Raw genomic sequence first — 24,436 nt, forward strand, 5'->3', positions numbered from 1 at the left:
CTATGGTATCACAATCTCGAAAAGAAAGAAAAACGAACAGGTAACAAAATGCCTATGATGGGAAACAATATCCCAAAGCATGGACGGAAGGGATGGCGCGGAGCATGGCAATATGGGGAAGCTTGTTTAATTTGGTCTTGGTCATGATCCTCGTACTCCTGAACGGGTTCTTTGTTGCGACTGAATTCGCGATTGTAAAAGTACGGGAATCGCGCATTACCCAGCTGGCAGCGGAAGGCAACAAGCGTGCTGTTGATGTCGAACGGGTCCTGCACAATTTAGATGCCTATCTATCGGCGTGCCAGCTCGGAATTACGCTGGCTTCATTAGGTCTTGGTTGGTTGGGAGAGCCTGCTGTCGCTCATCTATTGCATCCTGTTTTTCGTTACTTCCAATTAAATGAAACAATTGTTACCAGCATTTCCTTTATTATTGCATTTTCATTGATTACGTTTTTGCATATCGTGCTGGGGGAGCTGGCTCCGAAGACGTTGGCTATTCAATATTCCGAAAGGGTAGTCCTCGCGGTAGCCAAGCCGATTCAGCTCTTTTATAAAATCATGTATCCGTTTATTACGATGTTGAACTGGGCTGCCAGTCGGTTCCTTGCTCTTTTTCATATTTCCTTGGAGCCGCATCAGGAAGCGCATACAGAAGAAGAGATTCGCATTCTCGTGAATGAGAGTCACAAAAGTGGCTTGATTGATCAAACCGAGCTAATGCTGGTCGATAATATTTTTGATTTCTCAGAGACGATGGCAAGAGAAATCATGGTTCCTCGAACGGATATGGTTGTTTTGAATGTACGAGATCCATTCGAAGAGAACGTCAGACTCGTCCAAAACGGGCGGTTTACCCGCTACCCGGTTGTCGATGGCGACAAGGACCATGTTGTCGGAAGTTTGCACATCAAGGATATGCTGACAGGGCTTCTGGAAGGAGAGAAGAAGGATCTCCAGACGTTGATGCGCTCTATATTAACAGTACCGGAGACGATCTCGATCAGTCGGTTATTAACCATGCTGCAAAAACAGCGGGGACAAATGGCCATTATTATTGATGAGTATGGAGGCACCGCCGGACTGGTAACTCTTGAAGATATAATGGAAGAAATTGTCGGGGATATCCAGGACGAGTTCGACGACGAGCGCCCTGAGGTAGAGCGTAGTGACGGTATGCTGTCATTGGACGGCCGTATGTTGCTGGAAGAAGTCGGCGATTATCTGGAGATCGAATTGGAGTCGAGCGAGGTAGACACGCTTGCAGGCTGGATTTATATGCAGATCGACCATCCGCCACGTGTGGGTGATCGGGTAAAGGAAGGGAAGTACGAATTTGTCGTGGGAGAGGTCGACCATTACAGAATCACCAGGGTATTTGTAAAGAAAGTCGGCAAAGCAGAGGAAGAAATCAGTCCCACATAAGTGAGGAAAGGGCTTCTCAACACGTAATAATATGCTATAATGGGACACAAGTTGCATAGATGGCAATGAGCCTAATTGCTTAGGGCAATTAGAGCAGGAGAGAGCAGAGACTAGAGGAGGAAGTACAGATGAGACGAGCAGTCAGTATGGTACTGACCGCATTGCTTGCATTTTCTTTGGCAGCATGTGGTAACGAAACAGGTGGAAAAACAGAAGCAACAGCAGCAAATGCAGGCCAAGAAAAAGTCGTGAAGCTCGGGTTGACGCAATTCGTTGAGCACCCTGCGCTGGACGCGATCCATAAAGGAATCTTGGATGGTTTGAAAGAAGCTGGCTACGAAGAGGGCAAAAACCTGGAGGTAGACTCCCAGAATGCCCACGGTGATATGAATAACACCGTCTCAATCGCACAGAAGTACGCTGGAGATAAGAAGGATATGGTCGTAGCGATTGCTACCCCATCTGCTCAAGCTGCAGCAAAAGCGATTACCGATGCACCTGTGCTTTTCAGTTCCGTAACAGATCCGCTCTCGGCTCAGCTGGTCGGCAGTCTGGAGAAGCCAGACAAGAATGTGACCGGAACGTCCGACAAAGTGTCGATGGAACAACAATTGAAGCTGGTCAAATCATTCCTGCCTGAGCTTAAAAAGCTGGGCGTGATCTATACGACTTCTGAGATAAACTCCGAGGTGCAGGTCAAGGAATTGGAAGAGGCAGCACAAAAAGAAGGCGTAGAAATCATTAAGGCAGGCATTTCGCAGCTGTCCGAAGTACAGCTGGCAGCTCAAGGGCTTGCTAGTAAAGCAGACGCCATTATTATCCCAATTGACAATACGGTCGTATCTTCGTTCGAAGCGGTACTCGGAGCAGCAGAGGAGAATAAAATCCCTGTCTTTGCTTCTGACACCGATACAGTAAAACGTGGAGCGGTCGCTACTTACGGGATCGATTACTACCAAATTGGTAAACAAACAGGCGATATGGCTGCCCGCATTCTAAAAGGGCAAACGGTTGCTGAGACTCCTGTTGAGATTTCGAAACAAGCTGATTTATATATTAATGAAACAGCGGCTGCGAAGTTTGGGCTCACCATTTCTGAGGCACTCAAACAACAGGCGAAAGAAATCATCAAGTAAAAAGAGAGCGCCAAGCTCTCTTTTTATTCTTTTAAAACTGTTTTATCCGTGTTAAAATTGTAGAAAAATTCAAAAGGGGGAATTTATCAAATGTTCAAACAAAAGAAGAGTATTAAAATTTTTCAGAGTTTTTTATTTCCTTTATTGCTTTTGTCTGTTACCGCTTGTGGACAGCAAAGTACTACCCCTGCAAACAATTCTACACCGGCTCCTGCAACGACAACGGCTCCAGCTCCAGCCCCAGCTACTGAAACCAAGCAGCTGACAATCGGGATTGCTCAATTCGTTGAACACCCTGCTTTGGATGCAGCAAGAGAAGGGTTTATCAGCCAATTGGCTAAAAACGGCTACGAAAAAGACAAGCAAGTAAAAATCGATGTGCAATCCGCTCAGGCGAGCATGGATACAGCCATTCAGATTGCCCAAAAATTCGAGGCTGACAAAGTAGATTTGGTGTTGGCGATTGCGACTCCAACGGCACAGGCTGCCGCACAAACCAGTAAGGAAATTCCGATTGTGTTTACTGCGGTAACGGACCCGGTTGAAGCTGGTCTGGTCGCTGCGATGGACAAACCAGGCGCGAACGTAACAGGTACATCTGATATGAACCCTGTTGAAGAGCAATTGAAGCTGATCAAAGAACTGAAAGCTGATGCAAAATCTGTTGGAATCATTTATAGTTCTGGTGAGGTTAACTCCAAAGTACAAGTGGATGCAGCAAAAGCGGTAGCGGGCAAGCTAGGGCTGGAAGTTAAAGAAGCGGCGGTTACCAGTGCGACGGAAGTAAAGCAAGCGGCTGAATCCATGGTTGGAAAAGTCGATGCTTTCTACGTGCCAACGGACAATCTAGTTGTCGCTTCGATTGCCGCTGTTATCGGTGTAGCCGAGGATCAAAAAATTCCGGTAATCGCAGGTGAAGAAAACTCTGTAAAGAGCGGAGCGATTGCTACTTACGGTATCGACTACACGAAGCTGGGCGAGCAAACAGCTGACATGGCAGCAAAAATCCTCAAGGGTGAAGCTAAGCCTGCTGACATGGCTGTTGAAGTGCAGGCAGACATGAAGCTCGTAATAAATAAAAAAGCAGCGGAAAAAATGGGCGTGACCATTCCGCAAGCCATGCTCGACCGTGCAGGACAAGTGATCGAGTAATAAATGCAGTAATTGGAGGATTTCTTCTATGAATCAACTGGCAATAATGGGAGCCATTGAGCAAGGTTTGCTATTTGGTATCTTGGCTCTCGGTGTTTATCTGACCTTCCGAGTCCTAAACGTTCCTGACTTGACCGTAGATGGTAGCTTTGCCTTGGGTGGCGCTATCGCTGCCAAGTTTATTATTGATGGAACCAATCCGTTTTTGGCTACCCTGCTGGCGTTCGTCGTCGGCGGGTTGGCTGGGGCTTTTACCGGCGTCTTGCATACCAAAGGAAAGATCAACGCTCTTTTGGCCGGGATCTTGACGATGATCGCCTTGTACTCGATCAATTTGCGTGTGATGGGAAAAGCGAATCTGCCTCTTTTGCGGGAAGACACGTTGTTCACCTATGTGAAGGATTTGGGCATTCCGTATTTGACTGTGGGTGGAATTCCCTTGCTGTCTGGCGTAGCCATCGTCTTTATCGTAGGTGTGATAGTACTGAAGCTGATAATTGACTGGTTCCTGCATACGGATATGGGGCTGGATTTGCGTGCGACAGGTGACAACTCGAAGATGATTCGCAGCTTTGGCGTGAACACGGATTCGACCACCATCATCGGTTTGGCGCTCTCAAATGGTCTGGTGGCTTTGGCTGGCGCTTGGGTAGCTCAATACCAAGGTTTTGCGGATGTAGGGATGGGTATCGGGATGATCGTCATCGGTCTCGCTTCCGTTATTGTCGGGGAAGTACTGTTTGGCAGCTCTTCGATTTTCAGAGTGACGCTCGCTGTCATTCTCGGCTCGATTGTTTACCGCTTGGTCATTGCATTGGCGCTAGATGCGGGACTCAATCCTTCTGACATGAAGCTGATTACCGCGTTGATTGTTATTATTGCACTGACGGTTCCAACTATTGCCAAGGGCATCTGGAAAAAGCAAGCGGTGCGCTCGGTAAGGGGAGGAAACAGCGATGCTTAAAATTACGAACGTCAATAAAGTATTCAACGCAGGAACCGTGAATGAAAAGATCGCGCTTCGAGACATCAATCTGCACGTCAAACCAGGAGATTTCATCACTGTTATCGGTAGTAATGGTGCCGGCAAATCAACGATGATGAACATGATCTCTGGCGGGTTGACCCCAGATAGCGGCTCGATCACGATTGACGGAAAAGATGTGACGCGTTTGGCTGAGCATCAACGGGCTGGACTGATTGGACGAGTATTCCAGGACCCAATGGCTGGTACAGCGCCAAACATGACGATTGAAGAAAACTTGGCAATCGCTTTGGGACGCGGAAAACGCCGCACATTGGGCTTTGGGGTGAATAATCACAAGCGAGAGCTGTTCCGGGAGCAGCTCAAGCAACTGGATCAAGGATTGGAAAACCGCTTGAAGACCAAGGTAGGCTTCCTCTCAGGTGGTCAGCGTCAAGCGCTTAGCCTCTTGATGGCTACCTTCACAGAGCCGAAGATATTACTTCTCGATGAGCATACAGCTGCACTTGATCCAAAGCGTGCTCAGCTCATTGTGGATTTGACGGAAAAAATCGTGGAGCGCTACACACTGACGACAATCATGGTCACGCATAATATGGAGCAAGCGTTGAACATGGGGAATCGACTGTTGATGCTCCACGATGGGGGAATTATCCTCGATATTCCAGATGAGAAAAAACGGACGATGAAACCGCAGGATCTGCTTCGAGCCTTCGAAACAGCACGCGGTGGAGAAAGCTTCAGTGAAGATCGTTTTTTGTTAACCTAGTGGTAGACTCAGCCTTCCTGTTCAAGCGGGAAGGCTTTTTCGTTCTTGGCAAGATACACGTACATCATGCCTGCACCGATAAGTAAGATCCCCGCAACGATTGTGAAAAGCATCCCTCCGCCATAATGAAGGAAGACGAGGCTGCCCAGGTACGGTCCGCAAGTGCGGGAGATATCCCAGTGTGTACCGGTGATGGCAAAGTAGCGTCCGCGCATCGTGACAGGTGATATTCGTGTGACGAAGGCCATCAGCTGAGTCAGACCGATGCTCTCACCGATGACGAGCAGCACTTGCAGGGCGAGTAGCACAGGTACGTTGTCGATAAAGGCGTAGCCCAATGCGACGATGAGAAAACAAATGTATGAACCACTAATTAACAGGCGGGCAGGTAAGTGCTGTGTCCATTTGACGAGCAAATATTCGAAAAGGAGCAGCATCATACCTTTTACCGCAATGAGCAAGGCGAGCGTTTGCAAATAATTTGGCAGCGTGTCTTTTAGATGAAGCTGGAGGTTTGTCTCCGTTTGCGCGTAAAACAGGCTGATCGGCAAAGACAACATCATGATAGCAAGGGCAGGTCGATAGGCGTGCCAGGAGCCGCGTGAATGAACGCCTGCTGCTTCGTCGGCAGGAGCTTCGGGCAGGGGTGTTTGCGGGATTTTCCACCAGACAGCAACCGCATAGACCAATAGCGAAATAGCAGTAAACAAAAATGCCATAGCAGGATCGTACTTGTAAATGATGACTCCGACTAAAGGTCCCAATGCGGCCCCGATGCTGCTAGAAGTATTGAGAAGGGCAAAAGCGCCGGCCATTTGTGCGGAGGAAATCGTATCTGCCAGATGCGCGCGGCTGGCAGGGATAAACAGGGAGCGTCCAGCGCCGTTGATGATGTACAGGATCGCAAAGCCCAGCATCGAGTCTGCCCAAGCCATTCCGAGCATAGCGAAGCCTTGCAGGAACAGGGCGAGTAGCATGATCGTTTTTCGGCGATAACGGTCCGTGACACCCCCTGCAAATAACGTCAGCAAAATTTCGGAGAAGGGCTGCAAGCCAATCACCAGCATGGTCATGGTGACAGAGCCACCGACGTTCTCGCTCAAGTACAGGACAAGAAACGGAGCAATCATCGCGCTGGATAAAGAAGTGAGTGTTTCGCCGAACAGCCGGACCCATAGAAGTGTCGGATACGTAGCAATAAATCGGCTAAGAGCATTGGAATTATGTGTCATAAGATAGTCCTTTCTCCGGCTTTTCCGGTTCGTTGGTGTTTTTAGAATTGTAAGGTGGCAAAGACAGGAGAAAAAGCGTACGATTAGGCGAATCGTTTTTTCATGTTTTAGCGGAAATGGTGGTGGCAAGATGCAGCTAGTTGAACAATACATTCGTTTATGTGCGGGTCGACCTACTGAAGAGATTGGGCGTCCGCTGGACATATCATTAGCTGAGGTAGCAGCGATTCTATTTTGTACATTGCGAAATGCAACCTTGACCTTGAAAAAAATGCAAAGCCAGGGGTGGGTTGTCTGGCAGCCCGGGAGAGGGCGAGGGAATCGGTCCGTAATAACATGTATGTTAGAGCCTGCAGACCTGGTTTTGACTGTAGCGAAGGAGCTCGTGCAAAAAGGGGAAATCCGTTCTGCACGGGAGATGATTGACCAATATCGTTCAGATTTGCAGGCTTTAGATGAAAATTTTTCACGATGGATGAATAGTCAGTTTGGACCTCGTGTAATGAGGGAAAAGGGAAATAGAGGCAGAGTAGATACATTGCGTTTGTTTTACAATCGACCATTCGCAGGGCTTGATCCCATTCATATTGTTTTGCGCTCCGAGTCACATATGGTCAAGCATCTCTTTGATTGTCTTGTCCGGTTTGATCCTGTCACGAGAACAATTGAACCAGCAATTGCCTTTTATTGGGAGGCAAGTGAAGAAGGGAAGCAATGGACTTTTTACTTGCGAAAAGGTGTCTTATTCCATCATGGCCGTCAGCTTGTTGCGGAAGATGTGCGCTTTTCGTTGCTGCGCTTAATGGAGCATTCCTATAAACATCGCTGGCTAGCCGCTTCTATTGTGTCCATCATGGTGAAAGATGACCACGTGTTGACGATATGCTTGCATGAACGGGATGAACTGTTTTTGCAGGCGTTGAGTAAGGACTATATGGCGATCGTACCCCAGGATTACGTCCAGCAGATGGGAGATCAATTTGCCCAAATGCCTGTAGGAACGGGTCCGTTCCGGGTTGTACGAAACGATGATTCCATGCTCGTGCTGGAAGTGTTTACGCCATATTTTGGAGGACGGCCGTTCTTGGACCGTATAGAAATCTGGTGCGTACCTGGCATGGCCGTGGAAGCACAAGCAGATGAGACGCTCCTGTCTGTAACGGCTTTGGATTATCAACGGGATACGTCCGATCCTGCTTGGAGTGACGTTGTCAGATTGGAAGATTGTTTTCAATATGTCAGCTTGAATGGGGCGAAGGATGGTCCGCTGTCACATCGGGCGTTTCGGAGGCTCCTTGCCTCGATGATAAGTGGACGAGCTTTGAGACAGGATTTGCAGGGGGCGAGAGAGCGTGCAGTTATCTGGGGTGGAGCCGACTCGTTCCATGAAAAAGAAGAGGTGCCGGATTCACGGGAGCTAGCTCGTATTTTCGAAGCGTGCGGATATCAGGGCGAGGCGTTGCTCTTGTATACGTATCCAGATCCCGATCACGTAGAAGATGCCGAGTGGATTTTGAATTCGTGCAAGGAATACGGAATTGCCATAGAGATCAGGTATGCGTCCCCAGAAGAACTTGCCTTGCCTTCCTTATTACGAGAGGCAGATTTGGTTGTAGATAGTGCCAATGTGGACGAGAGGGCGGAACTGTCTTTGCGAGAATTTCTTTACGCGGGTGCGTTGAGTATTTCTCATCATTTAGATCCGCTTGGAAAGGAAGAGATTGAACATTTGATGAGCCAGATGGCGTCTGTCCAAACATCACAAGACCGACAACCTTACGTGGACAGCATCATGCATACGCTTGCGTCGTACAGTACGTTTGTCCCTTTGTATTCAAATCGGGTAGAAATGATTGCGCATCCGCGGTTATCTGGGGTTAGTCTGGATGCCTATGGCTGGATTGATTTCAGGCGCATTTTTGTTAGGGAATAGCATAAATTTGTCACATAATCGTGTGAAACCGCTTTCGTTTTTCATCGTATTATAATTATGTAGATATATTATCGTGTTCATTACGTTTTTTTTGAGGAGGAACCATGCCGGTGTATACCAAAATCGAAAAGGACAAACACATTTTGTTTGCTTCCATTCGCTTAATGATTTGCGTCGGGCACGCCGACGGTTATATAGGAAATAAAGAAATGGACCGCATTCATGAAATCGTGAATTCGGAGCATTTTACATTGAAAGAACGGCAAATTTTAATGGATGATATGGACTATCCGAAGCGTCCGGAGGTCATCGTGGAAGACTTGGTAGCCATGACCCAAGTAGAAAAGCTCGTCATGATGCGCAAGCTGTATCATATGGCATTGATCGATCGAAAGCTATCGCCGTCAGAGACAAAAGAGATTGCACGGATCGCTTGCCTGATTGGAATCTCGGAGGAAAAGCAGGCGCAAGTCGAAGAATGGATTCGCGAAGGCATTGTCTGGCGTGAACGCTGGAAAGAAATTGTAGGTGAATAGCGGGGGCCCCAATATGATTGGGGTCCTTTCATTTTGGCAGAAGCTTGGCGCGGCCTTGTTTTCTACAGTACAATAAGAAAAATATCGTTTTAGCGAGTTGTTTGGCTATCGATGAAGGAGGAGTCCTTATTTTGCGGATCTTGGTTACGAATGATGATGGTATCGATGCTCTTGGTATAAAGCGGTTGGTGGAAGCATTGCTCACTCTGGAGGGGGCAGAGATCTATATAGTGGCGCCAGTCGAAGAAAAAAGCGGGGTTGGACACGGAATCACGTATCGTAGTGCCCTTGCACCTGAACAGCGCGATTTTTATGGAATGCCAGTGAAAGCGTGGGCGATCAATGGCAACCCTGCTGACTGTGTAAAAGCTGCATATCACCTCCTGTTTGAACAAGGCAAAAAGCCGGATATTGTATTCTCGGGGATCAATGTCGGGACGAATCTCGGACGTGACATTTATTACTCCGGTACGTGCAGCGGTGCCAGAGAAGCGGTTATCTTGGGGGTTCCAGGTGTAGCGCTCTCCTATGATAACTGGTTCGATCAAGACAATTACGGCGATGTAGTGGAGATGATTCGTCCAATCGTAAAAGAATTCAGCGATCGGGCAATCAAAGGCGAGCTGGCGTCGGAGGTATTCTGGAACATTAACATTCCGCATGTCCCGTTTGCAGAGGTAAAAGGCATGGTGCCGGCTACCTTGTCTATGAACCATTATGAAGACAAATACAGCGAAGAAGCGGAAGGCTATTATTTGGCGCGCGAATATCCTCAAGTGATGCCGCTTGCAGAGCCGCTGGACTACGATTTGCTCAAGCACGGCTATATCGCGATTACCCCCGTCCACATTGACGCAACGGATCGGACGCTACTAAAACAAATGGATAATTGGGCAATGCTGCAAGCATGGGGAAAACAGGAGGAATAGAGAAATGAATGAGGAATTTTACCCTCCGCTCACTCCCGATGACACCCTGCGTTCTCCAGACGAGTCAACGCAGGGGGAGGTTCTCGATCCTGTTGTTTATCACGATTTGTACAAGCTGGCAGAAAAAGAGGGGCTTCCTTATTTTGTCCGTCTAAGTGGTACAGGTGAAGTGGAGCTGTATTTGGTGTTCGAGTCGGTGGATGCTTTCAGTGAGCAGACGAAAGACGCCGTTTCGCTCGAGTTCAAGACGTATCAGAATAAACTGCTTGCTGTCATTTGGACGCTGTCGGACCCATTGAATCCGCTAGGGTTTCCCTTGACGTTCGATATTGCGCGCACAGAAGAGAGGAGCATGGCCTTACAACTGCTTGAGCAGCCGTACGCCGCTCTGCACTACTTGGCTTACGCGGATGGGGAGCTTACCCACATCTATTCAGAGGCGATCTCCTTTTCTCCAGCAGAAGTGGCTCGTACGCAGGAGATGATTCGCGCGCTCTATGAGGGGACACCGGATACACTACCCGTAGAGGCACAGGTGCGTGAGCAAGAAACAGAAAGCCTACCAGCGATGAGCTTGCCGTCATCTGTTTTCACAGAAACGGGGATGGCGTTCGTATTGCAGTACAAGCGCATGCGGGATACTCATGGTGAAGAGGGGGCCCAGCATTTATTGATGAGTACGGTGCAGCAAGCTATCTGGGTCATGCGAAGGCACGCGCGAAGCGAAGTCCGGGATACTTCCTTTACAGTATGGGCGGCGGAAGCAGACGATTACGTCATGATCGTGCTGACTCCCAGTCTCTCGCATTTGTTCGAGGTGGTTCATATGTCGGAGGATGAAGCGAACCCGTTTTCACGCTTTTTGATGACCTTGCCGGAATATGTGCAGACGCAGGACGCTTCTCCCTTGCAGCTGGGGGCCTTTCCACTTTTGCGCTATGAAAGCGGTCACCTCTATCATTTGGAGCTGGATGAAGACGTACAAAAGCGTCTCGCGCAGGAGTTTGCGAAAGCGTTTCCAGGAATGCCAGTTCCTTATCTGTAATTGTTGAGAGATTGTGAAAAAAGACTCTTCACGGAATTTTTTGCTGTTCGATGAAATAAGGGTAAATAAGTCATTTTTCAACAAAGGATACGACAAGCGAGAATTCGAAATAAGTAAGACAGACAATCCATTGGGAGAGGTGACGACGATGTACGCTGTAGAACCCAATTTGTTCCAGGCTGTTTCTGATTGCGCCCACCGTTTTCAAAGGGAGATTGAGCAACTGGCACAACGTCATGCACTTACGATCGAAGGAGGGCTTCCTGCCCTAGAGCTACAGGTCCATCCGCAGTTTCAGGCTTTGCTGGAGTACAACCTGTGGGGGGAAGCCGGTCTCGTTGTTATTCATGGTAAATTACATAAGCGTGATCACGTTTGGACAGATTCCTTTTCTGTCATGATGAAGTTTTCATTGACGCATGATCCGAGTATCGATATCGAAGGGAAGAAGCAGCGGATAGAAGAGATTTTATTCGGGGAGGCGGAGTACTTCTGGAATATCCCTCCCGCCGGTCATGTTGGTCATAGTGAGCTGACCTTGCGCTTTACGTACCAGCCTGGATCGGAGCGTCTTGCAGAATATGTCAGGACGGTTTTGGGAATCGTAACCGGAAAGATGATGGCTGCCTAACGCGGCATGAATGGGAAATGGCTCTCCGTCACTGGAGGGCTATTTTTTTCGAAGGAGGCAAGAAATGCGTTTATTCATTGCATTAGATATTCCAGCCGAGGCTGCTCTTTATATTGCTGATGTTCAACAACGGCTCAAGCAAGATGTGACCGCTGACAGGTGGCAGTCTCTTTCCAATTTGCATTTGACCTTGCATTTTCTCGGAGAAGTCCAAGATTCGCTCGTTCCAGCCATCTGTGAAGACATGGATATCGTCAGTGCGATCATCGAGCCATTTACGTTGCGTATTGGCAGCTTCGGGGTTTTTCCGAATGCCCTGCATCCACGTGTGCTCTGGCTGGGACTGCGCGGTCAACTCTCCCCTCTCCAGCAGCTTCATTTGCTGTTGGGCAGACGGTTCGAATTGCATGAAGGCTTGTCCTACGATCGGAAGCGGTATCGGCCGCATATTACGCTGGCACGCGGGCCACATCGCGATGGGGATGAGCTTGCCCTCCCGGATTGGAATGAACGTTATCTAGCGCTGGAGCCACCGCAATGGAAGGCGCGACAATTCCATTTGTATCGATCCGAGTTGTTGCCGCAGGGGGCGGTACATACGATTATCCACACGAGCACGTTTGATAAAGATCACAGCAAAAAACAAGCGTTGCCTGAATAGACTAAGAAGAAAGGATCAGGGAAGCCTTCCAGAAAGCGGTGGAAAACGGATGGGTGAGTTCACGACCGGCATTCTTTATCCACGCAAATACGAACCGAAAGTACTGATTGCCTTATCCAAGACTGAGCAGCCACACTTCCACAGAAACGTCAACAGCGACTGGAACGCATTTTTCCTGCAGGATGAGTGGCTGGAAACCTCCACGACGCTTGATTTTTTGCTGAGACTGTCCAAGCAATTCGTACCCCTCCTCTGGTTTCATGACGCTGAGGATAATGGCTGGGGCTTTCGTTTATTCGATGCAGGCTTCGAGGTTGCGTCAGCGACAATTAGCTACTCGCTCGATGTAGAAATGGCGGAGGCCGAGTTTGGCAGGCTTTACCCGGAGATTGACCTGCAGGAAGGAATCGTAGACAGCGAGGATGTTCGGCAAAAGTATGAAGACATACTGGAGAGGGTAGTGCGTTCGGAGTTGTATCGGCGAGAGGTAGGTAAAGGCATCACACGAATCAAACCGCAGTCTTTTAGTCGGATCGTGGGTCCGAAACAGATTCAGCAGTTACGTTCCCTTTTCGACTTGCAGCTTTTGACGAACGTCGATGACGATACGGGAGCTTCACTGTTGTACGACTCGGTTGACCTGTTCAAAGAAATATTGGGAATTGAAGAAATGGTGTGGGTGAACTATGCCTATTTAGCAAGCGGAGGCAGGGAGTAAGGAGAACAAAAGAGAACAAAAGCCCGGTGCAAGATGGCACTGGGCTTTTTGCAACTTATTTCTTTTTCCACTGTCCAAAAATCTCGTCCACATCAAGCAGCATGATCAGCTTGTCGTTCAGACGGGCAATACCGTGCAAATACTTGCCTTCCACTCCGGCGATAATGGGTGGTGCAGGCTCGATCAAGTTCTGCTGAATATTCATGACCTCAGATACAGCATCTACGATGATCCCGATATTCAGTCCGTCCATCTGCAAATCAACAAAACGTGTATCATCCGTTTCTTCCAAAGGCTCCAAGCCAAACATTTTCCGCAAGTTGATTATCGGTAAGATCCGCCCGCGCAGATCAATAACTCCCTCGACATAGGGTGGTGATTTAGGAAAACGCGTGATGGGCAGTGGCTTGATGATCTCACGTACGAGCGAGATCGACAGTCCGTAATACTCGTTCCCCATTTTAAACAAAATCTGTTGGTCAACTGTAGCGTCTGCGTCCCAATCCGTACCGTTGCTTCTTTTCGTCATTTCCATGTGCACTATTCCTCCCCGGACCGCTTTCCATGTCTTTACCCATATTGTACCATGGACAAACCTCCTCAGGACGTTTTTTTGTCCGAGGCAAAGACTTATGGACTATTTCAGGGGATGATTTGCAAGGAAGCGAGAACGACAATGGTCATGCTGACACCAAAGCTGAGAAAAGCATTTTTGCTCAACGCCATGACGATGAGGCAAGCAACGCCCGCAATCAGCAGGATCGGTTGAAACACGAGCTCTTGATTTTGGACGAATAGCGCCGGAAAAATGAGTGCGGCAAAGATTCCAACAGGAATAAAGGTCAGCCCGTTTTTTAAGCGAGGCGACATCCAGTGACCGGGTAAGCGTAAAAAGGCACGCCTCGAAATATAAGTGGCGATTGCCATGATGACAAACAACCAGAACATGCTCATGCAGTCTCAGCTCCTTGCGCGGAATTCGTATCGAGATTCGGCTCTTCCTTCTGGTCACTCGGCAGCGCATAGCCGATAAGAAATGCAACGAGACCTGCTACCAATAGATGAAGCCCGTTCGGCAATATCATGGCTACGCCGACAGCTAAGCCGCCACATAACAGAAATGTGAAGATGCGAGTAATGGAAGTGAGCTGAAAATAAGAGAGTGCAATAAACATAGCAATATAGCTAAAGCCAAGCCCTAATTTCTCCGGATCAGGTATCCATTGTCCTGCTACTGCTCCAAGCCACGTGCCCATAACCCAACAGAAATGCAAGGAAATACTTACGCCGACGATGTAAGCAACGTCAGGTGGATGATGACGAAAACGATTGAGTGTGACGGCGTACTGCTCATCGGTCATATAAAAGGCCAGTGTATTTACTTGCCCAGCAGAAAATCGCTGATAGTAAGGAGATACGGAGAGAGCCATCAAAAAATGGCGGGTATTTAGAAGGCAGGTGGTAATAATAATGGCCCACATGCCCGTATTTTCCGTGATCATCGCGATCGCGCTGTACTGTGCAGCCCCTGTGTATACAAAAAAAGACATAGCGATGCTTTCCCATGTAGTAAGTCCTGCTGCCAATGCCATCATGCCGAAAATAACCCCAGATAAAATATAGCTTGCTATGAGAGGCAGGGCATCCCAGACGCCTTGCCGAAGTGATTGTGCGGAATGTTGTGACACTTTCATGGTGAATCCTCCTTTTGACTCTGCAAAACCTGACTGATTACCCTTCCGCTTCTCATTCGGAATACGCGCGGCAAGCTGCTTATTTGTCTCACTATACGCATAATGAACGAAAAATAAAAGAGCCAATTTTCTTTTGATAAAAAGCCATCAGAAACAAACAGACCGACAAGCGTAGGCTCATCGGTCTGTTTGTTGTCGTTTAAGGCTCGCGAAGATCGTTCAACGAGATTCCTTGTTCGAGCGCAAAATCAAAATCGTCCACATCGTAAAATTGAACAGGCACGATATATTCCAATATCCGATCCTGATAATCAGGCTGGTCAGTCAGCAGTGGGGCCTCATAGCGCATGGATGTCAGTAATAGCTGCGTCTCTACAGGATCAAATATTTCTCCCCACATAGCATTGTCTTCTACTTTCACAACCGTCAGGGTTACCCCGTTCGGAAATGTAAAAGGAACTTTGGACCATGGGGCAATCAGTCCTTTTTCCATTCGCTTGCGGTTGAATGGATCGGCAAAAAACTGGCTCATTTCCTTCATAATCTGGCGCACATACTGATCATCACCAGAATAGGGCATGATAGGTTCAGGACTCTGGATAAATTCGTCCAATTCATAGATTGTCGACGCGGGTATCAGATATTCTACTGGTTGCGATGGGACCATCAACTCCCCGTAGATAGCCAACATGATCGCTTCAATAACGAATTGTTTCGACATTTCGACAACCCTCCTCGTTACCATCATACAAAATATCGGGGCCACCGGACAAGGGTGGCGAGTAGGGCAAATCGTACAGGGAGGGAGTATCCATTTGTTCGAATCCGCCTTTTTTTCATCGCTCTTGCTTATCATCACGATCAACATCGTGCTCAGTGGAGATAATGCAGTAGTCATTGCCATCGCTTGTCGGAGGCTTCCTTCCGAACAACGGAAAAAAGCAATTTTGTGGGGAACGTTTCTTGCTATCATCGTACGCGTGATTGCTACGATTCTTGCTGTTTATTTATTGAAAATCCCGTATTTGTACATCATCGGCGGTATGATTCTGCTATGGATCAGCTACAACCTGCTGCGAGAGGATGACCGGGAGGAGGCAATCGACTCTAGTGAAGATTTGGTTCAAGCGGTCAGGACGATTGTCGTGGCAGATGTGATGATGGGGCTGGACAATGTACTCGCCATTGCGGGAGCGGCGAAGGGGGATATCGTCCTCATCGTTTTGGGACTTCTCATCAGTGTGCCTCTCATGATTTTTGGCAGTCAGCTCATTCTAAAAGCAATGGAGCGCTTCGCCTGGCTTGTTTATGCTGGTGCGGGTGTTCTGGCTGTTACCGCAGCGAACATGATTTTGATGGAGGAAACGGTGCATGAGTGGCTCGCGGGGAGAGTGTGGCTGGAATATGCAATCAAAATCGGGCTGGTTGCTCTCGTACTCGTTGCGGGGTATTGGCAGCGTACGCAAGTGAACAGTCGGAGTACAGCAAAAAACTGAGATGAAGGACTCTCAGTTTTCTTTTGGGGGGCTATAATGTTTTGACGATCGTAACGCTCATCCAATCTTTATCGTAGAGATCGATTTCATAAGGGACGGCTACTTCAGATCCATCTTCATTGGTAAGAATACGGATCGTCGGTCGATTCACTGCAAGCGCGTTCACCTTGGAAACGACACCCGTATGCCCTGTACTTAGCAAGACGGTAGAAGCTATCGGATAAATAGCGACGTGCTGCAGGAATAGCTTAAGCAGATCGAGGTCGAAATACGTATTCCCCGTTGCAAACAAGTACTCGGTAGCATCGCTCGGCGAGTAGCTTTTCCGAAACGGACGTGGGGAAACAAGGGCATCGTAAACATCTGCGATTGCGACGATCCGTGCATACTCGTGAATGTTTTTCTCACAGAGCTGACGGGGATAACCGGTTCCGTTGTATCGCTCGTGGTGCTGTAGGGCACAGTGTGCAGAGACGACGGAGATATTGTGTTGATTCCGCAAAATATTGAAGCCTTCTTCGGTATGGTATTGAACGCGCTGACGATCCTCTGCACTTAGCTCGGTTCTCATGCTCCAGAGCTCCTTGGGAACCTGCGTCATGCCGATATCGAATAAAAGAGCCCCAATACCTAACTCCATCATCTGCTGTTGATTGTAGCCCTTGGCCATACCTACCACGCCTGATAAAATCGCGACATTGACAGCGTGGTGAAAAAGGTAGCCATCCAACACGTGCAGACTGGACAGGTTGACCAAGATGTCTTTGCGGCCACTCAAATCTTGAAAGATTTCCCGAAAAACCTTTTGAAAACTGCTCCCGAAATCAGGAACGGACGTACGGCGCTTGATCTGTGGCTGATCCATGAGGGTGGTCATCGTTTTGTACACGGCATCCACCGCTTCTTTTCGCGTCTCATCGCGGATTACATCTTCCGGCATGATATCTTCCGTGTGCTTGTCTTGAATGTAAAGGGTATCAATTCCCAATTGAACCAGCCGTTCGATGTAACGGGGAGTCAGTTGTACCCCGATCCCCAACAGAACGTTTCCATTTTCCTGAAACACGCTCTTGGCGATGACATCACCCGGCTTCACCGAAGTAATATGCAATTTTCTCACAACGAAAGCCCCAGTCCTTTTTCAACAGAATGTAAATAGTCCTGATTTTCAGTCAGTTAATGTAGTACCATTTTATCATAATAAAAGGATGTGAGACTACCGCTGTCGATTTACTTCTTGTAATTGTCATTTTTTTCCGTATCAGAAAAAATGATTATTGTTCGGCAGCGCGATCCGAACGTGTGAACCAGCGGAATGGATTGAGTGACCAGCGAGGCTCGTGGCGGGCATAACGCTCTTTTCGACGAGTCAAGCGCTGTTGCATGAGATCCATTTCAAACGTAACACGACGCATTTCCAAGCGAAGTGATTCTTGCATTTCTTCGATATCAGCAATTTTTTGGAGGATGGTTGTTTGCATATTGTTCATGGAGGACAGTTGTGTCAGCTCCTGTTGAAACTGGACCAACGCCTCTTGGACGGACAATTCCATTTCTCGCATTCCCGCTCCGAGCTTATTGGTGGCACTGAGTGTGACCGCGGTCTCTTCTGCACCCGCAAGCTCTTCTTCCATGAGCATTTCCTCGGACAGGCGTCCTTCTTCTATTAGTTGGCGCTGAATTTCTTTTAACGAGCTGTTGCCATTATCTTTTCGTTCCTTCACTTCTTTAAGCAGTTCAAAGCCTGCTTCGCTGATCAAATAGTGACCCTGCGGATTTTTCAGACGTTCCTGTGCAGGTACGAACAAGTCCAGCCAATTTCGTAGTGTACGAACATGCACATCAAGGCGATCAGCTACCTCTTTTGAAGCCATCCAAACTTGTACATCCATCCAGAATCACTCCTTTTTTTCCTCTCGGTATTCCCGGTGGACTCATTATAGCACCAAAATTTTCCGGGTAAGAGAGAATCGACAAAGGTTCTAAAAAGTAGTGGAGTTTCGTCCGATTTGGACAGATCGTCGTATTTTGTCAGATTCAGTAGGCTACTCATAATGACCGGGACAGGCGCGTAATATGGAAGGAGTATGAGTATACATGTCTTTGCTCATTGGGTGAGGAGAGGGCCAGATGATGCAATCTGTTTTCTGGATAGTTCTCTTGACTGCTGCCTTGGCGAGCAGTATCGGGGGACTGCTGTTATGCCTGCGTGCCTGGTCATCCGAGGCGTTGTTTGCGATGATTAGTGCTGGCGCAGGGCTTCTGCTGGCGATTACGCTGCTAGATTTGATGCCGCATGTCTTTTCCGACCAGAGCTTGTGGATGATGCCGTTTGTGCTTGTTGGCTTTGTGACGCTTTTTGCTTTGGAATTAATCAGTAAGTCTAGCGGAGAGTTTGGGTCCACAGGAGTCATCGGGGTCATGACCGGATTTTTGCTGCATGCATTTGTCGAAGGGGTCTCACTGATCGCTAGCCTGCGGATGGATTCCGAAGTAGGGGTATCTGTACTGGTCGCTATGCTGCTGCATAAAATCCCGGATGGCGTTACGATTGCCTCCCTTTTGCTCGCAGCGACTAACTCGAGGAAAAAAGCAATTTGGGGGGCGACATCTCTCGGAATCGCGACGATTGCGGGAGCGCTAAGCTTCGGATTTGCTGAGCGAATGTTTCCGCCGAATTGGTCCGGGGTCATGTTGGCGATGACAACCGGGATCTTTTTGTATGTATCAGCCAGTCATCTCGTCCCTTATATCGGGCAAACCAAAAAGGCACAGTACGGGGTGTACTTTGTCGGAGCCATGGCCGTGTATTTGATTCTGTCTGCATATTTGCACGCGAACCACTTGCATGCATAAAAAGCCATCTTCCAAGCCAGTCTAGTCTGGAGGAAGGGAGTGTGGACTGACAGCATGAACCATCAAGAGCAACTGCAATCAGATGATCTATTGCAGTCACTGACTGAATTCCCGGTCATGGGGACTTCGCTGAATCCATTACAGGAATCTTGGGCTTCTTTTGAAGCGCTACCTGCGCCAACCGATCAGCCTGCAAGCACAGATTAAGTCGTATTTCCTATGGCTTTTGTCTTTTCACAGCCCCTTTCGTTTTCTCCTCTCGATTATCGCCTCTCGTATCCTTGGACAAGATCGGTTATAATGCAGGGGAATAAGTTGGGAAAGGGGCAAATACATAATGAATACATTGTTGCAAGGAAAGAACATCGTCATCATGGGTGTAGCGAACCACCGCAGCATTGCCTGGGGAATTGCGCAATCCTTACATAATGCTGGAGCGAATCTGATTTTTACATACCAAGGAGAGCGTCTTCGTGAAAACGTGGCAGCGCTCACAGAAAAATTGGGCGTAGAGTCGCTGTTGGTCAATTGCGATGTCACGAAGGATGAGGATGTCGAAGCAGCTTTTGCTGTAATCAAAGAAAAAGTGGGCGTCATTCACGGTCTTGCTCACTGCATCGCGTTTGCGAAGACAGAAGAGCTCGAAGGTGAGTATGTCAACACATCCCGTGAAGGCTACGCACTGGCGCAAGACATCAGCGCATTCTCCCTGGTTGCAGTTGCTCGTGCAGCTCGTCCGTTGATGACAGAGGGTGGAAGCATCGTGACCTTGACTTACTTGGGTGGCGAGCGTGTGATTCAGAACTACAACGTGATGGGTGTAGCCAAGGCTGCTCTTGATGCATCTGTTCGTTATTTGGCGAACGATCTGGGCAAAGAGAACATCCGCATCAATGCGATCTCCGCTGGTCCAATCCGTACGCTGGCTGCAAAAGGAATCCGCAATTTCAACGCCGTCCTGAAAGAAATTGAGGAAAAAGCTCCATTGCGCCGTACGATTGATCAATCGGAAGTAGGCGACACAGCTCTCTTCTTGTTCAGCAATCTCTCCAGAGGAATTACAGGTGAAATTCTGCACGTCGATGCTGGCTACAGCATCATGGGCGGCTAACCCGAAGTACATTTACCAAAAAAGAATAACAGGCCCCCGTTCCACGCATACTATACCAAAAATGCGTAAAAGGGGGCCTGTTTTGTGTTTCCATTGATTACGAACATGGAAGAGTTCTTGATTTATATGGGCGGTGGCTTTCAGTACTTACCTGCCCATCTCGGCGATGAATCGGGAGGTGCGGGTCTTTCTACCGAATCGCTCCCGGGGGATACCGATACACAGGCTGTGACGGGCCCGGGTAATCGCGACGTATAAGAGGCGACGTTCTTCCTCGAGGGCACCGGAGCCGCCTTTTCGCAGTTCATCCAATGTGTACTCGTGAGGAAGGGCACCTTCCACCAGATCGGGCAAGAAGACGTGGTCGTATTCAAGACCCTTTGCTCGATGGATGCTTAATACATGTACAGCCTCGTCCGGGAGTGGTCGCATCGTGCGCCACTCTTTTTCTTGTCGTGCCATCTGATCGATATAAGCCAAAAAATCGCGAATGGTCGCATGGCGCTTGGACGCCGCCAAAATTTGCTGCAGCTCGTCACTCCAACGTTCCCGGCCATCTTCCCGGTCTTTCGCGCGTTTTTTCAGATAGTCGCGCAGCTTGCCATCCTCATAGATGAGCTCTATGGCCTGGGCAGGCGGAACATCCTTGCATGCAGTGAGAATCTCGTTGATGTGCTGCATGTGCTTGCGTTGATACGGCTTGAGCTGTGTCAAATGCGGAAGAACGTGCAGGATGGGCTTGTCTTCGATGATCGCTTGGCTGCGCAGGGCATTCCACATTTCTCCTGAGATGTAGAGGGTCGGCAGTATTTCTTTGAGCGCATCGGTGTCATCCGGGTTCAATGCGAGCCGTAAATAGTGAAGCGTCCAGCGAACCGTCTGGCGCTGGTAAAAGGAATCTTCTTCTTGTGTGTAATGAAAAGGAATACCGGCCTCGCTCAGGCGCTCCAAGATCGGTCGCGCAGATTCGTTGGTGCGGTACAAGACTGCGCATTCCCCCAGTATCGCCCCATGCTCGCGACGCTGGACAATTTCATCTACGATACGGGAAGCTTGTTCCTCTTCGTCTTCAGGCTCGAATATATACGTGTCGCCTTCCTCGTGATGAAAGGACTGGCATTCTTTTATCCAGCGCTCCCGGTTGTGACCGATCAGGGAGTAGCCAAGACTGACAATCGACGAGTGGGAACGGTAATTGACCTCCAGTGTGAATGTCGTCGCCTGCGGAAAGTCTTTGGTAAAGCCCAAGATGTACTGCGGATCACTGCCGCGAAAGCCGTAAATGGACTGGTCGTCATCACCAATCACGCACAAATTGTTTTGCGGAGCGGCGAGCAGCTTGACTGTCTCGTACTGAATGCGATTGATATCCTGAAACTCATCGACCATGACATAGGCAATACGCTCCTGGTAACGGCGCAAAAGCGGAGCATCATCGCGCAGCATTTCGTAGCAGCCAATGAGCATGTCGTCAAAATCAAACCAATTATGCTTTTTCTTCGTTGCCTCGTACAGCGGATATAGCTGGATCGCCCGCTTTTCTGCATCGGTAGTCGCTTCGCGATACGCGACCTCTTGTGGGAGGATATATTCGTTTTTCCACCTGCTGACGATGCCGAGTGCTTCCGTGATCTCCGTTTCTTTTAACGTGACAAGGTCGTCATGACCAAGCAGTGCGCCCGTTTCACGCATGAGCCGCCATTTTTGCCAATCTTTTTTCAAGAGACGCTGCTGATCCCAGCGTTCTGGCTGATGATGCAAGAGCATTCGATAAAAGATGCTGTGGAACGTTCCGGCAATCAGCTCACGTGCTTGTCCAGCGGGAAGCTGCCGGGCAATGCGCTGGCGGATTTCATCTGCAGCCTTCGTCGTAAAGGTCACGACCATGATTTGATTCGGCTTGACGCCTAGGTCCGAAATGAGGTGAGTCGTGCGTGCTGTCATGACGCGCGTCTTGCCACTGCCTGCTCCGGCGAGGATAAGCAAAGGCCCCTCGGTCGTGTGGACCGCTCGCTGCTGTCCCGGGTGCAGCGAGTGATCGCGCATTTGCTCAGCCATGTGCGAGATGGTTTTCTTCGGCATCAAGCGTTTGCGGAAAACCGGCGGCTTAGCAGCTGGTGGGGGAGGTGTCGTGCTCGTACCTATCGTCCTTTTTTTCGGAAGGCGTAAAGAGCCAATCGTAGTTGGATTCTCTTCGTCTAAGACTGGCTCACTTTGCTCCTGGGTCGAGAAAGCGAGTGGTTCCTCTGTAGCAGCCAAGACAGACTGAAAGGCAGTTGCAGCTGTCTCATCTATTGCATGCAACGAATCGAGGGGAGCAGGACCGTTTTCTGTCAGGAGCGGGCATTCAGCTCCTTCTGAATGGCTGAAGTAAGGCTCAAAGCTGATGCCAGCGTGAAGACGAAGCGCCGATGCACAGGCTGGACAGCGTACCTTGTCCTGTCGGGCAGCCATACGCCAATACGGTATGCGGTTGTAGTTCTCGGGTAGCAACAGGATGGGTTTGTTGTCTAGTAAGGCATAGTTCATCATGACACCTCGGAAACAAGAAGTGCCCCCTGTCGGCAGGGGACACTTGCCATTATTGTTGAGAGTACGATTAGGAGTGCAGCGACATGATACCCTCAGGCAGAGAAGAAGATTCTTCTGCTCCCAGGTATGTAATGCTCACCCGTGTAATGCGATGGTTTTCCAGTTCACTGATTGTAAAAAGATAGCCTTGAAACGTGACGGTTTTGCCCTTTGCTACCTCTTCGTTTAACTGGCTGTACAGCCAGCCGGCAATGGTATCCACTTCGTCGGAAACGACCTCAATCGTGATGTAATCATTCAGTTCTGTCAAGAGAGTTTTACCGGAAACCGAGAGCGTATTGCTGGCGCTTTCTTCAATTTCAGGGCGTTCATTTTCATCGAACTCATCCTGAATATCCCCGACGATCTCCTCCAAAATGTCCTCCATTGTTAAGATCCCTGCCGTTCCGCCGTACTCATCAATGACGATGGCGATTTGGGAACGACGTTTTTGCATTAAGCGCAGGACATGGCTAATCTCCATTGACTCCGGTACCGTGAGTAAGGGGCGGAGGAAATCTTTTAGCTCTGCCTGGCCGGTCGTCAACGCAGAAAGGTAAAAATCGGAGGTGTGCACAAAGCCAATCAGCCTGTCCTTATCCTCATGCGCGACGGGAAAGCGTGAATGGCGCGATTCTCTCATGATTGCGAGGTTTTCGTCAAAGGTGTTGTCATCGTAAAGGCAAATCATATCAATCCGTGGGATCATGATTTCCCGGGCAAGACGTTCGGAAAACACGAACACATTATCGACTAACGCCATCTCGGTTTGGTCAATATGACCACTTTTATGACTCTGGTTCATGAGAAGGCGAATTTCTTCTTCCGTATGAGCGGATTCGTTTTCGGTGGCAGGCTCTATCCCTAAGCGTCTGATCAGCAGATTGGCTGCTCCGTTTAAAAACCAGATGAGCGGATAGCTCAGCTTGTAAAAAAACATGAGCGGTGCGGCGGTCCACAGGGAAGTGGCCTCCGCTTTTTGAATCGCCAATGACTTAGGCGCAAGCTCTCCGAAAACGATATGTAAAAATGTGATAATAGCAAAGGCGATCGCTAGTGAGGTCGGACCGACCAAATAAGAAGGGAATTGAAAAAATGCCATGATGGGCGCGACGTAATGGGCGACGGCAGGTTCACCGACCCAGCCTAATCCGAGCGAAGCCAGTGTAATTCCGAGCTGGCAGGCGGACAGATAGGCGTCGAGCTCTCGCGTGACTTTTTGTGCGTAGCGGGCACGATTATTGTTGCCTTCACTTACGAGCTGGGTCAGACGAGTTTGGCGAACTTTTACCAACGAGAATTCTGCTGCGACGAAGAAGCCGTTCAGAAGAACCAAAAACACCACGAGCAGCAGATTCAGCGTAATCTCCCCTATCGGACTCTCCAAGCACACCTCCGCCTCCCGCAGTGCGAAAGGTGGAGAATTCACCTCCGATACGATAATGGTATTTTACATGTACGACCAAAAACGGATAAATATTCGTTATATACAGGTAGCCACTGTTCCTTTAACTAGGCTACGATATAGGTTTTCTTGTTACTCGTAAGTATACCAAT

At 48.9% G+C, this 24,436-nt stretch carries 25 protein-coding genes; 16 read left to right on the top strand and 9 right to left on the bottom strand.

The annotated features are described in order from the left end of the window. The first annotated feature begins 104 nt into the window (after positions 1–104). The 5 genes from AB1L17_RS23100 (at position 105) to AB1L17_RS23120 (ending at position 5,466) form a co-directional block, all read left to right on the top strand. Positions 105–1,424 (top strand): hemolysin family protein, encoded by a 1,320-nt coding sequence (locus tag AB1L17_RS23100; protein ID WP_412847359.1) that lies wholly within the window; start codon positions 105–107, stop codon positions 1,422–1,424. Between the two features lie 128 nt (positions 1,425–1,552). Beyond that, the gene (locus AB1L17_RS23105) at positions 1,553–2,560 is read left to right on the top strand and encodes an ABC transporter substrate-binding protein (RefSeq protein ID WP_412847358.1); all 1,008 of its coding nucleotides are present in this window, start codon (positions 1,553–1,555) and stop codon (positions 2,558–2,560) included. Positions 2,561–2,650: 90 nt separating this feature from the next. Next, positions 2,651–3,712 (top strand): ABC transporter substrate-binding protein, encoded by a 1,062-nt coding sequence (locus tag AB1L17_RS23110; RefSeq protein ID WP_412847357.1) that lies wholly within the window; start codon positions 2,651–2,653, stop codon positions 3,710–3,712. 28 nt (positions 3,713–3,740) lie between these two features. Continuing rightward, positions 3,741–4,676 (top strand): ABC transporter permease, encoded by a 936-nt coding sequence (locus AB1L17_RS23115; protein ID WP_412847356.1) that lies wholly within the window; start codon positions 3,741–3,743, stop codon positions 4,674–4,676. Beyond that, positions 4,669–5,466 carry an ABC transporter ATP-binding protein gene (locus tag AB1L17_RS23120; RefSeq protein WP_412847355.1) on the top strand — a complete coding sequence of 266 codons (798 nt, stop codon included), beginning with the start codon at positions 4,669–4,671 and terminating at the stop codon, positions 5,464–5,466. Before AB1L17_RS23115 ends, AB1L17_RS23120 begins: the two co-directional genes overlap by 8 nt. A gap of 8 nt (positions 5,467–5,474) precedes the next feature. On the opposite strand, the gene AB1L17_RS23125 is transcribed toward AB1L17_RS23120, so the two are convergent. Then, the gene (locus AB1L17_RS23125; RefSeq protein WP_412847354.1) at positions 5,475–6,698 is read right to left on the bottom strand and encodes an MDR family MFS transporter; all 1,224 of its coding nucleotides are present in this window, start codon (positions 6,696–6,698) and stop codon (positions 5,475–5,477) included. Positions 6,699–6,828: 130 nt separating this feature from the next. On the opposite strand from AB1L17_RS23125, the gene AB1L17_RS23130 reads away from it, so the two are divergent. The 7 genes from AB1L17_RS23130 (at position 6,829) to AB1L17_RS23160 (ending at position 13,151) form a co-directional block, all read left to right on the top strand. After that, positions 6,829–8,631 (top strand): SgrR family transcriptional regulator, encoded by a 1,803-nt coding sequence (locus tag AB1L17_RS23130; RefSeq protein ID WP_412847353.1) that lies wholly within the window; start codon positions 6,829–6,831, stop codon positions 8,629–8,631. 104 nt (positions 8,632–8,735) lie between these two features. Next, positions 8,736–9,167: a tellurite resistance TerB family protein gene (locus tag AB1L17_RS23135; protein ID WP_412847352.1), complete on the top strand. Its 432-nt coding sequence runs from the start codon at positions 8,736–8,738 to the stop codon at positions 9,165–9,167. Between the two features lie 131 nt (positions 9,168–9,298). Further along, positions 9,299–10,096, top strand: a complete 798-nt coding sequence (surE, locus tag AB1L17_RS23140; RefSeq protein ID WP_412847351.1) for a 5'/3'-nucleotidase SurE — start codon at positions 9,299–9,301, stop codon at positions 10,094–10,096. A gap of 4 nt (positions 10,097–10,100) precedes the next feature. After that, on the top strand, positions 10,101–11,141 hold the full coding sequence (locus AB1L17_RS23145) for a hypothetical protein (protein WP_412847350.1): 1,041 nt from the start codon (positions 10,101–10,103) through the stop codon (positions 11,139–11,141). A gap of 148 nt (positions 11,142–11,289) precedes the next feature. After that, positions 11,290–11,772 (top strand): hypothetical protein, encoded by a 483-nt coding sequence (locus AB1L17_RS23150; RefSeq protein ID WP_412847349.1) that lies wholly within the window; start codon positions 11,290–11,292, stop codon positions 11,770–11,772. Between the two features lie 64 nt (positions 11,773–11,836). Next, positions 11,837–12,433 carry an RNA 2',3'-cyclic phosphodiesterase gene (thpR, locus tag AB1L17_RS23155; protein ID WP_412847348.1) on the top strand — a complete coding sequence of 199 codons (597 nt, stop codon included), beginning with the start codon at positions 11,837–11,839 and terminating at the stop codon, positions 12,431–12,433. A gap of 49 nt (positions 12,434–12,482) precedes the next feature. Further along, the gene (locus AB1L17_RS23160) at positions 12,483–13,151 is read left to right on the top strand and encodes a hypothetical protein (RefSeq protein WP_409174864.1); all 669 of its coding nucleotides are present in this window, start codon (positions 12,483–12,485) and stop codon (positions 13,149–13,151) included. A gap of 55 nt (positions 13,152–13,206) precedes the next feature. Here the strand turns inward: AB1L17_RS23160 and AB1L17_RS23165 are convergent, their stop codons facing one another. From AB1L17_RS23165 to AB1L17_RS23180, 4 genes are all read right to left on the bottom strand, one after another. Continuing rightward, positions 13,207–13,686, bottom strand: a complete 480-nt coding sequence (locus AB1L17_RS23165) for a chemotaxis protein CheW (protein WP_412847347.1) — start codon at positions 13,684–13,686, stop codon at positions 13,207–13,209. Between the two features lie 107 nt (positions 13,687–13,793). Further along, positions 13,794–14,105, bottom strand: coding sequence for a branched-chain amino acid transport AzlD family protein (locus tag AB1L17_RS23170; RefSeq protein WP_412847346.1), 312 nt, complete (start codon positions 14,103–14,105; stop codon positions 13,794–13,796). Beyond that, entirely contained in the window at positions 14,102–14,845 is a 744-nt protein-coding gene (locus tag AB1L17_RS23175; RefSeq protein ID WP_412847345.1) for an AzlC family ABC transporter permease, read from the bottom strand. The genes AB1L17_RS23170 and AB1L17_RS23175 overlap by 4 nt, the downstream gene beginning before the upstream one ends. Before the next feature lie 199 nt (positions 14,846–15,044). Next, complete coding sequence (locus tag AB1L17_RS23180; protein WP_412847344.1) at positions 15,045–15,566, bottom strand: ADP-heptose synthase; 522 nt, start codon at positions 15,564–15,566, stop codon at positions 15,045–15,047. A 94-nt stretch (positions 15,567–15,660) separates the two neighbouring features. On the opposite strand from AB1L17_RS23180, the gene AB1L17_RS23185 reads away from it, so the two are divergent. After that, positions 15,661–16,341 (top strand): TerC family protein, encoded by a 681-nt coding sequence (locus AB1L17_RS23185; RefSeq protein WP_412847343.1) that lies wholly within the window; start codon positions 15,661–15,663, stop codon positions 16,339–16,341. A 31-nt stretch (positions 16,342–16,372) separates the two neighbouring features. Here AB1L17_RS23185 and AB1L17_RS23190 read toward each other — a convergent pair whose 3' ends face one another. Both AB1L17_RS23190 and AB1L17_RS23195 read right to left on the bottom strand, forming a co-directional pair. Beyond that, positions 16,373–17,461: an HD-GYP domain-containing protein gene (locus tag AB1L17_RS23190; protein WP_412847342.1), complete on the bottom strand. Its 1,089-nt coding sequence runs from the start codon at positions 17,459–17,461 to the stop codon at positions 16,373–16,375. 154 nt (positions 17,462–17,615) lie between these two features. After that, complete coding sequence (locus tag AB1L17_RS23195; protein WP_412847341.1) at positions 17,616–18,233, bottom strand: MerR family transcriptional regulator; 618 nt, start codon at positions 18,231–18,233, stop codon at positions 17,616–17,618. 238 nt (positions 18,234–18,471) lie between these two features. Here AB1L17_RS23195 and AB1L17_RS23200 point away from each other — a divergent pair, with 238 nt between their 5' ends. The 3 genes from AB1L17_RS23200 (at position 18,472) to fabI (ending at position 20,308) form a co-directional block, all read left to right on the top strand. Then, positions 18,472–19,197 carry a ZIP family metal transporter gene (locus AB1L17_RS23200; RefSeq protein WP_412847340.1) on the top strand — a complete coding sequence of 242 codons (726 nt, stop codon included), beginning with the start codon at positions 18,472–18,474 and terminating at the stop codon, positions 19,195–19,197. A gap of 39 nt (positions 19,198–19,236) precedes the next feature. Beyond that, complete coding sequence (locus tag AB1L17_RS23205) at positions 19,237–19,404, top strand: hypothetical protein (RefSeq protein ID WP_412847339.1); 168 nt, start codon at positions 19,237–19,239, stop codon at positions 19,402–19,404. A 130-nt stretch (positions 19,405–19,534) separates the two neighbouring features. Then, entirely contained in the window at positions 19,535–20,308 is a 774-nt protein-coding gene (gene fabI / locus AB1L17_RS23210) for an enoyl-ACP reductase FabI (RefSeq protein WP_106782677.1), read from the top strand. Between the two features lie 147 nt (positions 20,309–20,455). On the opposite strand, the gene AB1L17_RS23215 is transcribed toward fabI, so the two are convergent. Then, a complete protein-coding gene (locus AB1L17_RS23215) occupies positions 20,456–22,837 on the bottom strand; it encodes a UvrD-helicase domain-containing protein (protein WP_412847376.1) in 2,382 nt (793 codons plus the stop codon). Positions 22,838–22,907: 70 nt separating this feature from the next. Further along, positions 22,908–24,272 (bottom strand): hemolysin family protein, encoded by a 1,365-nt coding sequence (locus tag AB1L17_RS23220; protein ID WP_412847337.1) that lies wholly within the window; start codon positions 24,270–24,272, stop codon positions 22,908–22,910. Between the last annotated feature and the right edge of the window lie 164 nt (positions 24,273–24,436).

It is taken from the genome of Brevibacillus jepli (assembly GCF_047229145.1).
Taxonomy (GTDB): domain Bacteria; phylum Bacillota; class Bacilli; order Brevibacillales; family Brevibacillaceae; genus Brevibacillus.